The sequence below is a fragment of the Clostridium sp. JS66 genome (assembly GCF_033561535.1).
In the GTDB taxonomy this organism is placed as follows: Bacteria; Bacillota; Clostridia; order Clostridiales; family Clostridiaceae; genus Clostridium_AM; species Clostridium_AM carboxidivorans.
This window is the reverse complement of record NZ_CP131467.1, coordinates 5745540-5758571: the sequence shown is the minus strand read 5'-3', so window position 1 is coordinate 5758571 and position 13032 is coordinate 5745540. Positions and strand designations below refer to the sequence as shown.

Annotated in this window: 9 protein-coding genes; 8 read left to right on the top strand and 1 reads right to left on the bottom strand. The window is 29.6% G+C overall.

Annotation, left to right across the window (positions count from 1 at the left end; genetic code table 11):
• Positions 1 to 48: 48 nt before the first annotated feature.
• Complete coding sequence (locus Q6H37_RS26695; protein ID WP_318737920.1) at positions 49 to 870, bottom strand: FtsX-like permease family protein; 822 nt, start codon at positions 868 to 870, stop codon at positions 49 to 51.
• Between the two features lie 547 nt (positions 871 to 1417).
• Between Q6H37_RS26695 and carA the strand changes: the two genes are divergently transcribed.
• From carA to lonB, 8 genes are all read left to right on the top strand, one after another.
• Positions 1418 to 2479, top strand: coding sequence for a glutamine-hydrolyzing carbamoyl-phosphate synthase small subunit (gene carA, locus Q6H37_RS26690; protein WP_318737919.1), 1062 nt, complete (start codon positions 1418 to 1420; stop codon positions 2477 to 2479).
• 31 nt (positions 2480 to 2510) lie between these two features.
• Positions 2511 to 5699 carry a carbamoyl-phosphate synthase (glutamine-hydrolyzing) large subunit gene (gene carB / locus Q6H37_RS26685; protein ID WP_318737918.1) on the top strand — a complete coding sequence of 1063 codons (3189 nt, stop codon included), beginning with the start codon at positions 2511 to 2513 and terminating at the stop codon, positions 5697 to 5699.
• Between the two features lie 200 nt (positions 5700 to 5899).
• Positions 5900 to 6673 (top strand): hypothetical protein, encoded by a 774-nt coding sequence (locus Q6H37_RS26680; RefSeq protein ID WP_318737917.1) that lies wholly within the window; start codon positions 5900 to 5902, stop codon positions 6671 to 6673.
• 14 nt (positions 6674 to 6687) lie between these two features.
• Positions 6688 to 7470: a sugar phosphate isomerase/epimerase gene (locus Q6H37_RS26675; protein ID WP_318737916.1), complete on the top strand. Its 783-nt coding sequence runs from the start codon at positions 6688 to 6690 to the stop codon at positions 7468 to 7470.
• Positions 7471 to 7643: 173 nt separating this feature from the next.
• On the top strand, positions 7644 to 8936 hold the full coding sequence (gene tig / locus Q6H37_RS26670; RefSeq protein WP_318737915.1) for a trigger factor: 1293 nt from the start codon (positions 7644 to 7646) through the stop codon (positions 8934 to 8936).
• A gap of 108 nt (positions 8937 to 9044) precedes the next feature.
• Complete coding sequence (clpP, locus tag Q6H37_RS26665; protein ID WP_007064191.1) at positions 9045 to 9629, top strand: ATP-dependent Clp endopeptidase proteolytic subunit ClpP; 585 nt, start codon at positions 9045 to 9047, stop codon at positions 9627 to 9629.
• Positions 9630 to 9649: 20 nt separating this feature from the next.
• Positions 9650 to 10939, top strand: coding sequence for an ATP-dependent Clp protease ATP-binding subunit ClpX (clpX, locus tag Q6H37_RS26660; protein WP_318737914.1), 1290 nt, complete (start codon positions 9650 to 9652; stop codon positions 10937 to 10939).
• Between the two features lie 214 nt (positions 10940 to 11153).
• Positions 11154 to 12833, top strand: a complete 1680-nt coding sequence (gene lonB / locus Q6H37_RS26655; RefSeq protein WP_318737913.1) for an ATP-dependent protease LonB — start codon at positions 11154 to 11156, stop codon at positions 12831 to 12833.
• The last annotated feature ends 199 nt before the right edge of the window (positions 12834 to 13032 follow it).

Genomic DNA, 13032 nt, shown 5'->3' with positions numbered 1-13032 from the left:
CTTTATAGCTATTAAAGGATTTTTTATTTCCGACTTTTACTTGCTCCATTAAATTATTAAGAACTTTTTTACAACCAAAGTACTTCCTATAGTACTTAGAATTATCCCAATAAGTATAAAGCTCCATGACATAGTTGTTAATATAAAAGAAGGATCTATAAAGCTAATAAACACTGTTGATAAATAAGGAGTTACTTGTTTATATATAAAACTATATAAAAAATAAATTATTATTACTGCGGACACTGATCCTAAAAATCCAATTATCATTCCCTCAAGAATAAATGGACATCTAATAAACCAATCTGTTGCACCAACATATTGCATTATACTAATTTCATTATGTCTTGGATATATAGCAAGTTTTATTGTATTTTTAATTAAAAAGAATGATACTGCCATAAGTATAAGGAAAAGTATTGCTCCTATCAATTGAATTATTTTAGTTAGTACTAAAGTTTTTATTGGAACATTTTGTCCACCTTTAATTTCTTTTATACCTTGTAATCCACTAAGCTGAGAAATTATTTTAGGTATATTATTTGGTCCATTTACTTTAATTATATAAGATTTTGATAGAGGGTTATAATTTTTAAAAGTAATATCAGTTACATCATTTGTCACTTTTATTTTATTATATATATTTTGCTGGTCTGTAATCTTTATATTATCCTTTAAAGTTACTCGTATTTCAAATTGGGAGTAAATACTGATAATTCCCATTTTAATATTCAATATGAATAGCAAAAATAATCCTAAAACAAATAATGTTGACATTACTGTAGTAATTGAAGAAATGCTAACAGTAGCGTTTCTTCTAAGATTTTTTAAAGCGTCTTTTAAAAAAAAATTTAAGATACTAGGCCTCATAATTGTAACTACCCCTTTCTTCATACCTTGTTAATTATAACATAATAAAACATATTTTGACATTACTACTAAAGTAACTATAGTTGAGAAAGTTTCATAACACATATTTATAGCTGTAAATTTAAAACGTGGAAATAGAGTTTATATCTTGATATATAAGTAAGCGATGGGACACATACCGTACCACAAAAAACTAGTTTCACATCAATATGCGAAGCTGGTTTTTTAATAAAAATCTTCTTTTACAATTTAATTTTTGCATTGTGTAAAAGTTACAATTAAATAAAACGCTAATAGTACTTTTTTAATTAAAAGCTTTTATTGACAACAAATCAGCATTGTGATATTCTATGTATAAATATTAATAGTAATGAATAAAAATAAGCAGCCTAAATTTGAAAATTAACGTAAAATCAATTAAAAAGCAAATGACAAGTTTCATTTTATACATAAATGTTGCATAAATTTAAGTTTAAAGTGAAATAGGTTTGAACCTTCTGTGACATACAGGGGGCTTTATTTATAAAAAATTATAGAGGTGAATAGTATGAACGGATTATTATATTTAGAAGATGGAAGCATATATGAGGGAAAAGGTTTTGGCAAAAATGGAACTTCTGTTGGAGAGCTTGTTTTTAATACTTCAATAACGGGATATCAGGAAATACTTACAGATCCATCTTATGCTGGACAGGTAATAACAATGACGTATCCATTAATAGGTAACTATGGTGTAAACAGTTTTGAAGATGAATCTACTAAAGTACATGCAAAAGGTTTTGTGGTTAAAAACATATCAGATAATCCTTCTAACTACTTAAGCGAAAATACTGTAGATCAGATGCTTAAAAGGATGAATGTAGTTGGGGTTTATGATTTAGATACAAGAAGTATAACTAAGAAGGTAAGAAATAAAGGAGCCATGAAGTGTGTAATATCAACAGAAGAATTAAGTAAAAAACAGCTTGATGAATACTTAGACAAAACTGAACTACAAGGAAACTTTATGGAAGAGGTTAGTACCAAGAAAGCTATTCACATAGAGGGCCAGGGTGCAAAGGTTGCTGTTATAGATTTTGGAGTAAAATCAAATATAATAGAAAATTTAAAGCATAGAGAGTGTGATATAACAATATTGCCTTATGATACAGCTTATGAAGAAATAGTAAAACTCAATCCGCAAGGAATTCTTTTGAGTAATGGACCTGGAGATCCTAAAACAGTAAAAGAAGGAATAAAATTAATAAAAAGTATAATTGATAAATATCCGATCTTTGGAATATGTTTAGGACATCAGATGTTGGCTCTAGCAGTTGGAGGAGATACTTATAAGATGAAATATGGACATAGAGGTGGAAATCATGGGGTATATGATATAGAAAAGGATAGAGCATATATAACATCCCAAAATCATGGATACGCAGTAGATGCTGAAAGTGTAAAAGAAAAAATGATTATAACTCATGTAAACTTAAATGACAATACAGTGGAGGGCATGAGACATAAAGAGCTTCCTGTATTTTCTGTGCAGTTTCATCCAGAAGGTGCACCAGGACCACAAGACTCAGCATACTTGTTTGATAAATTTATAAAATCAATGAAGGCATAATTAAAGGTTTGGAAATCAGGAGGTAGCAATAATGGCTTTAGATAAAAGTTTAAAAAAGGTTTTAATATTAGGATCAGGTCCAATAATAATAGGTCAAGCAGCTGAATTTGATTATTCAGGAACTCAAGCATGTAAAGCTATAAAGGAAGAAGGTATAGAAACCATTCTTATAAATAGCAATCCAGCCACTATAATGACAGATAGTAACATGGCAGATAAGGTTTATATAGAACCTTTAACTTTAGAATGTGTAAAAGAGATAATAAGAAAAGAAAGACCAGATGGAATCTTAGCAGGCTTTGGAGGTCAGACTGCCTTAAATCTTGCTATGGAATTGAAAAAAAATGGTGTGTTAGATGAATTTAAAGTAGAACTTTTAGGAATAAATAGTGAAGCTATAAAAAAAGCAGAGGATAGAGAAGAATTTAAAAAGCTAATGATAGAAAACAATCAACCTATACCTATGAGTATTATAGCTACTAATGTAGATGAATGTGTTGATTTTGTAGATAAGTATGGCTTTCCTGTAATAATAAGACCTGCATATACACTTGGAGGAACTGGCGGCGGAATAGCTGAAAACATGGATCAGCTTCTAGAAATATGTGATTTGGGAATAAAAATGAGTCCTATAGGTCAAATACTTTTGGAACAAAGTGTAGCAGGATGGAAAGAGCTTGAATATGAGGTTATAAGGGATGGAAAAGATAACTGTATTATTATATGTAACATGGAAAATATAGATCCTGTAGGTATACACACAGGTGACAGTATAGTAGTAGCACCTTCACAAACTTTAAGAGATAAGGAATATCATATGCTTAGAAAAGCAGCCATAGATATAATAAGAAGTCTTAAAATAGAAGGTGGATGTAATATACAATTTGCACTGGATACAGAAAGCAGCAATTATGTGGTAATAGAAGTTAACCCTAGGGTTAGTCGTTCTAGTGCTTTGGCTTCAAAAGCTACAGGATATCCTATAGCAAAAATAGCATCAAAAATAGCTATTGGTTACAGTTTGGATGAATTGAAAAATTACGTTACTGGAAATTCCAGTGCTTGTTTTGAACCAACATTAGATTATGTGGTAACAAAAATACCAAAGTGGCCATTTGATAAATTTAGCAAAGCAGAGAGAATGTTAGGTACTCAAATGAAGGCTACAGGAGAAGTAATGGCAATAAGCAGAACTTTTGAAAGTTCACTATTAAAAGCTGTAACATCTTTAGACGGAAAGTTCTCTACTTTAAAGATACACAAAATGGAAGAAATGACTGTGGATGAACTTATAGAAAAGATAAAAATGCAGGATGACCAAAGAATATTTGCTGTAACAGAGGCTTTAAGAAAAGGGGTCACTGTAGAGAAATTGCATAATATAACTAAAATAGATAAATGGTTTTTAAATGGCATAAATAATATTGTAGTTATGGAAAATAGGCTAAAAACAGAAAAAATGAATGCGAGCCTTTTATATGATGCAGAAGCAATGGGATTTATAGAAGAAGAGATATATGGAATTTCAGGAGAATCTAAAGAAGAAATAGATGATTTTAGAGTTAAGAACAATATATATCCAGTGTACAAAATGGTTGATACCTGCAGTGGAGAGTTTGAAGCACAAACACCTTATTACTATTCTTGCTATGAGGATGAGGATGAAAATATAATAACTGATGATAAAAAAGTATTGGTAATAGGTTCAGGTCCTATAAGAATAGGACAGGGGATAGAATTTGATTACTGCTGCGTACATGGTGTATGGGCTATAAAGGAAACTGGACATAAAGCAATAATAATAAATAATAACCCTGAAACAGTAAGTACCGATTTTGATACAGCAGATAAGCTTTATTTTGAACCACTTCATATTGATGATGTAATGAATATTGTAAATAGGGAAAAGGTAGAAGGCGTTATAGTTCAACTTGGTGGACAGACATCTATAAATTTAGCACAAAAACTTTATGAAAAAGGTGTGAAGATATTAGGAAGTTCTTTTGAAGCTATAGATCTTGCAGAAGATAGAGATAAGTTTAGAAAGTTTTTACAACAACTGAATATTCCATCACCAACAGGAACAGCAGTTACAAGTATTGAGGAAGCTTATAAGGCAGTAGAGAAACTTCAATATCCAGTGGTAGTAAGACCTTCCTATGTAATTGGAGGCCGTGCTATGGAAGTGGTATATGATAAAAAGGGTCTTACAAAATATATGAATGAGGCAGTTCAAGTTTCAACAGATCATACTATTCTTATAGATAGATATATTAAAGGAACAGAAATAGAAGTTGATGCTATATGTGATGGTGAAGATATATTAATGCCAGGAATAATGGAACATGTTGAAAGAACAGGAGTACATTCAGGAGATAGTATAACAGTATATCCTTATATGACTTTAAAAGAAGAAACAATAAATACTTTAATTGCATATACAAAAAAGATAACAAAGAATATGAATATAATAGGACTTGTTAATATACAATATGTATTTGATGGAAATAATGTTTATGTAATAGAAGTTAACCCTAGAGCATCAAGAACAGTGCCTATACTCAGCAAAGTTACTGGTGTGCCAATGGTTAAAATAGCTGTAGAAGTTATGTTAGGAAAAAAATTAAGTGAGTTTAAGTATGGTACAGGTCTTTTAAAGAATAAAGATTTATTTGCTGTAAAGGTACCTGTTTTTTCAGGAGAAAAGCTAGCTGATGCAGATATGTACTTAGGACCAGAAATGAAATCTACAGGGGAAGTACTAGGAGTAGATCATACTTTAGATAAGGCCATATATAAGGGATTTAGTGCTTCTGGTGTGAATATAGTTACAGAAGGAAGTATTTATGTGTCATTAAAAGATGTAGATAAAAAAGAAGGAATAGACATAATAAAAGATTATCAAAAACTTGGATTTAAATTTTATGCTTCAGAAGGAACTGGTAACTATTTAAAGGAAAATTCAATAGATTGTACAATAATAGGTTTGGATCAGGTTTCAGAATTTATAGTGGATGGAAAAATAAAAATGCTTATAAATACACCAACTAGAGGAAATAATCCTGAGAGTGAAGGATTTAAGTTAAGGCGTAAAGCTGCCGAATATAGAGTTCCAGTATTTACATGTATAGATACTGCAAAAATATTTTTAACAGCTATAAATTTTAAAAAGAGCAATGAAAAAATAGAGTATATGAGCATGTTAGAATATTTAAATTAATATTAAAAAATCTTATGAAAATTGTTTTTCATAAGATTTTTTTACTTAAATTGATTTGAATTTTATAAATAAAATATTTGTAATAGTAACAAAAAATTATTATTATTTATGCTTTTGAGTTATAATAAATAATGAGTTATTATGGTATAATAAAAGAACAATAGTATAATTTTTAATATTTTATGTAGGAGGAATTGAAGGTGGCAAAACCAAGTATATTTAGTAAAGACTATGAAAAGAAGATGAGAAGAAGAAGGAAAACAATCACCTTCGCTGTTGTCATAGGTGTTGTTTTAGTTATATTTACAGCAATATCTGCCCAAGGAATATTTAAGGATATAAGTAAGAACATAAATCAGGCTAAAAATGTTACTACTGATAATACTAAAGAGGCAAAAAAACAACCAGAAATAACTCCTAAAAAGGAACAAAAAACAGAAAAATCAACAGGTTATGCAATTAGTTTAAGCAATGGAAAAAGTATAAATGCAATATATGAAACTAAAAATGGAGATAAAGTCTTTAAAGGGGTATCGCCAACAGAAAGTAATGTAGTTTATAGTATAAGCCCATCAGGTAAGAATATGATAGTTTATGATGATAAAGTTCAAGGTATTATACTTGTGGATATAAATGGAAATAAGCAAGATATAAGCAATATGCAGTATACTGCAAGTGATGGAACAGTAATAGCAAGAAATGCACAACTTTCAGCACAACCTAACTATGTGTGGTGTTCTTCACCAAGATTCATAGATGAAAACAATGTTGCATATATAAGCCAACTTCCATGGTTGGGAAAGACTACAAAGTATGTTTGGATTGAGACTATTGCAAATAAAAATCAAATGTTAGTTCAAAATATTCCAGAAAGTGAAGATGTAAAATTTGATAAGTTAACAGATAAAGGATTAACAGTAATTTCAGGTGGTAAAACTTTATTTTTAACATCAGATGGAAATGTTAGTGAATAAGTTTGGAGGACACAATGGAAATAGGTATATCATCAGCTAGCTTTTACCCTAATATTGATACTGAAAATAGTATAAGCTTTATGAGTAATTTAGGATTTAAAAGTGGAGAAATATTTTTAAATAGCCCTAGTGAATATGAAGAGGATTTTGCAGAAAAAGTTTTGGAAGAAAAGCTTAAATATGATTTTAAAATTCATTCAGTTCATTGCTTATCTTCAGCTTTTGAACCTTATCTTTTTGATGATTATAAGAGAAGAAGAGATGACATGTTTTTATGTTTTAAGAAGGTATGCAGGGCAGCTAAGATTTTAGGTGCTAAATGTTACACTTTTCATGGAATGAGATATAAGAATATAAATGATTTAAATTATAAACTTGTATTAGAGGTATATAATAAATTAACATATTTAGCTATGGAAGAAGGTATAGAGCTTGCTCAAGAAAATGTATCTTGGTGCATATCTTCAGATTTAGGATTTTTAAATATGGTAAAGGAAAATGTAAAATATCCAATATATTTTACATTGGATATAAAGCAAGCATATAAAGCACATACACTTCCAGAAAAGTATATGGATATAATGGGAAGCTCTATGGTTAACTTTCATATAAACGATAGAGATGATAACAATGTTTGTTTATTGCCAGGGAAAGGTGATGTAAATTTTAAAAAAATATCTTGTAAATTAAAGGAAATAGGTTATAATGAAATAGGAATTATTGAAGTATACAGTAATAACTATTCTAGTTATGATGAAATTAAAGCCTCAAAACAGTTTTTGACTAATGAAATATAAATTAAAAATTAATTGTAAAATTTATATTTTTTGGTATATAATTATAATACAGAAATTTAATCTAAATGTTAAATAACTCATAACATTAATTCAATGTATGTTAATACTTTTAAATATATGTTATAATGTTGTGGTTAACATAAGCACGTATGGTGATTAGGAGGAATAGTATAATGAATGCTAAAGTAGAAAAAATAGAAAATAATGTTGTAAAATTAGAAATAACAGTTGATGCACAAGAATTTAAGGGAGCAATGAAAAAGGCATTTAACAAAAATGCTAAAAAGTTTAATATACCAGGATTTAGAAAAGGTAAAGCTCCAAAAAATATAATAGAAAAGTATTATGGAAATAATGTATTTTATGAAGATGCAATAAACTTCTGTTGTGATGATACATATCCACAAGCTTTACAAGAAAATGATGTAAAGCCAGTTGATTATCCACAAATAGACATAGTTCAAATAGAAGAAGGAAAAGATTTCATATATACAGCAAAAGTAACTGTTGTTCCAGAAGTAAAACTTGGGGATTACAAGGGACTAGAAGTTAAGAAAAATGTATATGAAGTAAAAGATGAAGAAATTGATAATGAATTAAAAGCAATGCAACAGAAAAATGCAAGAGTTGAAACAAAAGAAGAAGGTTCAATTGAAAAAGGAAATATAGCAGTTGTAGACTTTAAAGGTTTTGTTGATAATAAAGCTTTTGAAGGTGGAGAAGGAAAAGATTATGAACTAGAAATTGGTTCAGGTACATTTATAGATAACTTTGAAGATCAGTTAATAGGTTTAAACAAAGGGGATTCAAAAGATGTTGTAGTAACATTCCCAGAAGAATATGGCAAAGAAGAATTAAATGGCAAGGAAGCAACTTTTAAAGTTACTGTTAAAGATATAAAATTAAAAGAGCTACCAGCTTTAGATGATGAATTTGCTAAAGAAGTTTCAGAATTTGATACAATAGATGAGTTAAAAGCAGATCTAAAGAAAAAGATGGAAGAAGCAAATGAATTAAGAACTAAGAGAGAATATGAAGAAGCAGTTATTGATGCAGTTTGTGAAAATGCAACAATAGATATTCCTAAAGCTATGATAGATAAAGAAATTGACAATATGTTAAAAGATCTAGAAATGAGATTAAAATATCAAGGATTAGACCTTCAAACATATTATCAATATACAAATAATACAGAAGCAAAAGTTAGAGAATATATGAAAGAAACTGCAGAAAAGAGAGTAAAGACTGATTTAACTATTGAAGAAATATCAAAAGTTGAAAAAATTGAAGCAACAGAAGAAGAACTTTTAGCTAAAGCAGCAGAAATGGCAAAACAATATGGCGGCAAAGACATCGAAAAAACATCAAAATTAATCCTAGATTCACAGAAGAGTTATTTAAAACTTGGTGTAATTAATGAAAAAGTTATAAAGATGTTAGTAGACAATAGTAAAGAAATAGCATAATATGTTAAAAGGATTAATTGCCAGGAATTTTTCTGGCAATTAATTTTAAATTTATAAATTTTAAATGGGTTAAAATCATTCATATGATTTAAAAAGGAGGAGAGAATTATGAGTTTAGTACCAGTAGTTGTTGAACAAACTAATAGAGGAGAAAGATCTTACGATATCTATTCTAGGCTACTGAAAGACAGAGTAGTAATGTTAACTGAAGAAGTTAATGATGTAACTGCTAGTCTTGTGGTTGCACAATTACTTTTCTTAGAGGCTGAAGACCCTGATAAGGATATATATTTATACATAAATAGCCCAGGAGGCTCTATAACAGCTGGAATGGCAATTTATGATACAATGCAATATATAAAACCAGATGTGTCTACAATATGCATAGGAATGGCTGCTTCAATGGGAGCCTTTTTGCTAAATGCAGGTGCAAAAGGAAAGAGAGTTGCACTTCCAAATGCTGAAATTATGATACATCAACCATTGGGAGGATTTCAAGGTCAGGCAACAGATATAGGCATTCATGCTGAAAGAATACTAAAAATAAAGAAAAAATTGAATACTATATTCAGTGAAAGAACAGGTCAGCCACTAGAAACGATTGAAAAGGATACAGAGAGAGACAACTTTATGTCAGCAGAAGAAGCTAAAGAATATGGACTTATAGACGAAATTATGGTAAAGAAGAAATAACCTTATAGAGAGGTGTAGAGATGGCCAAAATTGATGATAAAAAGCAATTAAAATGTTCTTTTTGTGGTAAAACTCAAGATCAAGTTAGAAGATTAATAGCAGGACCAGGCGTATACATTTGTGATGAATGTATAGAACTTTGTTCTGAAATAATAACTGATGATTTTGAAGAAGATGCTCAAGTAGATATGACATCTCTTCCAAAACCAATAGAAATAAAAAACTATCTTGATCAATATGTAATAGGTCAAAATGAAGCAAAAAAGTCTTTGGCAGTAGCAGTTTATAATCATTATAAGAGAATAAATTCAAATACTAATAATGATGATGTAGAATTACAAAAAAGTAATATTTTATTACTAGGACCTACAGGTTCAGGAAAAACTCTTTTAGCACAAACATTAGCTAAGTTTTTAAATGTTCCATTTGCAATTGCAGATGCTACAACTTTAACTGAAGCTGGTTATGTAGGTGAGGATGTTGAGAATATACTTTTAAAGCTTATTCAAAATTCCGATTATGACATAGAAAGAGCAGAAAGAGGAATTGTATATATAGACGAAATAGATAAAATAGCTAGAAAGTCAGAGAATCCATCTATAACAAGAGATGTATCTGGAGAAGGAGTACAACAAGCATTGTTAAAAATACTTGAAGGTACAGTAGCTTCAGTACCACCTCAAGGAGGAAGAAAGCATCCACATCAGGAATTTATACAAATAAATACTACAAACATATTATTTATTTGTGGTGGTGCCTTTGATGGAGTTGACAAAATTATTGAAAGTAGAACTAGAGTAAGCACCTTGGGATTTGGAGCTGAAATACAGTCTAAAAAGGAAAAGGATATAGGAAAACTTTTACAAGAAATAATGCCAGGAGATCTTTTGAAATTTGGCCTTATTCCTGAATTCGTAGGAAGACTTCCTATAGTAGTGACTCTTGATGCATTAGATAAAAATGCCTTAATTAGTATATTAAAAGAGCCTAAAAATGCACTTGTTAAGCAGTATAAGAGACTTTTCGAAATTGATAATGTTGAACTCGATTTTGAAGATGAAGCTTTGGAAGCTATAGCTAATGAAGCTGTAAAAAGAAACACAGGTGCTAGAGGGTTAAGAGCTATAATTGAGGAAACAATGAAGGATATAATGTTTGAAATTCCTTCAAAAGAAGAAATTGCTAAAGTAGTTATAAACAAAGATACTATAGAGACGAAGAAGCCAGAGCTTATTAACGCAGAAGGAGATAAGAGAACTCCTATAAAAGTAAAAAAGTCTAGAACAAGAAAAGGTTCAGAAAGCGCATAATATGATAATAAAAGAGTACTGTTTTTATTCAGTACTCTTTTTTATTTTAAAGTAAAGCTGATATAACAATTAGTAAAAATTTTATAATATAAGATTTTTATAGAATATACAAAATAAAAAATGTGCATAATATGAAAATGACAGTATCCATGAAAAATAATAATATTATAACATATAGTCATGAAATAAAACTATTGGAGAGAGGTTTTAAACGATGATGTACACTTTAATGATTATTGAAATGGTATTTACTATAATTATGGGGCTTTATTTTTTAAATGCACTTAAAGGTCAAAAATCGAATAGGATAGTTATTGATAAAGAAAGTAAAAAAGAAATGGAGAACTTAAAAAAGCTCAGAAATATAAAGCTCACAGAACCTCTTACGGAAAAGAGCAGACCATCAGATTTTAATGAAATTATAGGTCAGGAAAAGGGGATAAAAGCACTTCAAGCAGCACTTTGTGGTCCAAATCCACAACATGTAATAATATATGGACCTCCTGGAATTGGTAAAACAGCTGCAGCTAGGTTAGTGCTTAAATACGCTAAGAAAAAAAATTATTCTCCTTTTACTGAAGTTTCAAAGTTTATTGAAATAGATGCCACAACTATAAGGTTTGATGACAGGGGAATAGCTGATCCGCTTATAGGTTCTGTCCATGATCCCATTTACCAAGGAGCAGGACCTTTAGGAGTTGCTGGTATACCTCAGCCTAAGCCAGGAGCAGTTACAAAGGCTCATGGAGGTATATTATTTATTGATGAAATAGGCGAACTTCATCATATAGAAATGAATAAGCTTTTAAAGGTATTAGAAGATAGAAAAGTTTTTTTAGATAGTTCATATTACAATTCATCAGATACAAATATGCCAACATATATTAGGGATATTTTTGAAAATGGTCTTCCAGCTGACTTTAGGCTTGTTGGTGCAACAACAAGGAATCCAGAAGAAATTACTCCAGCTTTAAGATCTAGGTGTGTTGAAGTGTTTTTTAGAGCACTTAATCCAGAAGAAATTAAAACAATAGCTCTTAACGCTGTAAACAAAATAGGTTTTAACATAGATGATAAAGCTTGTAGTATGGTGGGTAAGTATTGTGAAAATGGTAGAGATGCTGTAAATTTAATTCAATTAGCTTCAGGTATAGCTTTAAATGAGGATAGAAATAATATTACAATAGAAGATGTTGAATGGGTAATTGAAAATGGACAATATTCGCCAAGATTTGAAAAAACAATAAATGATAGTCCTGCTGTGGGTTATGTTAATGGTTTGGCTGTTTATGGATCAAATATTGGAGCTGTAATGGAAATAGAGGCTACCGCTAAAAAATCTAATACTAGAAAAGGAGTATTGAAAATAACAGGTATTGTAGAAGAAGAGGAAATAAGTAATCAAAATAGAAAAATGATAAGAACTAGTACGGCTAGATGTTCTGTAGAAAATGTGATTACTGTTATTGAGAGAAGCTTTGGGCTAAATTGTGACGAATATGATATACATATAAACTTTTCAGGAGGAGCACCAGTAGATGGACCTTCTGCAGGTATAAGCATTGCTACAGCAGTATACAGCGCTATAAGCAATATTCCTGTAAGTAATGAAGTTGCAATGACAGGAGAGCTGTCTATACATGGAGATGTAAGAGCTGTTGGTGGAGTAAATGCCAAAGTTCAGGCAGCAAAAAAAGCAGGTGCCAAAATTGCCATAATACCAGATGAAAATTGGCAGCAAAGTTTTTCTAAATTAGATGGAATAAAGGTTATAACAGTTAAAAATATAAAAGAAGTTATAAAAATAGCATTGGAAAAAGAAAATGTAGAAGATAAATCCAATTGCATAAATACTAATATTGATGTATTAGCGGCAGAATCTCTAAAGGCTTAAAATCAAAAAAAGTATTTTAATACTAAATTTATTTTTGTGTTAAAGTACTTTTTTATATGATTTTTAATTTAAAAAGAATAAACTACTTATTTATAATCTAAAAAACATAACAAGTTGAATAGAGTAATTGAAAAAAAACTATTTTATGGGTATAATATATTAGTCTAATTATATATTAAATTATTATTAAGTTGAAATA

Bases quoted from the DNA above. Each gene is read 5' to 3' on its own strand.
- clpX (WP_318737914.1), top strand. From the start codon at position 9,650: ATGGCCAAAATTGATGATAAAAAGCAATTAAAATGTTCTTTTTGTGGT.
- clpP (WP_007064191.1), top strand. From the start codon at position 9,045: ATGAGTTTAGTACCAGTAGTTGTTGAACAAACTAATAGAGGAGAAAGA.
- Q6H37_RS26675 (WP_318737916.1), top strand. From the start codon at position 6,688: ATGGAAATAGGTATATCATCAGCTAGCTTTTACCCTAATATTGATACT.
- carB (WP_318737918.1), top strand. From the start codon at position 2,511: ATGGCTTTAGATAAAAGTTTAAAAAAGGTTTTAATATTAGGATCAGGT.
- lonB (WP_318737913.1), top strand. From the start codon at position 11,154: ATGATGTACACTTTAATGATTATTGAAATGGTATTTACTATAATTATG.
- carA (WP_318737919.1), top strand. From the start codon at position 1,418: ATGAACGGATTATTATATTTAGAAGATGGAAGCATATATGAGGGAAAA.
- tig (WP_318737915.1), top strand. From the start codon at position 7,644: ATGAATGCTAAAGTAGAAAAAATAGAAAATAATGTTGTAAAATTAGAA.
- Q6H37_RS26695 (WP_318737920.1), bottom strand. From the start codon at position 870: ATGAGGCCTAGTATCTTAAATTTTTTTTTAAAAGACGCTTTAAAAAAT.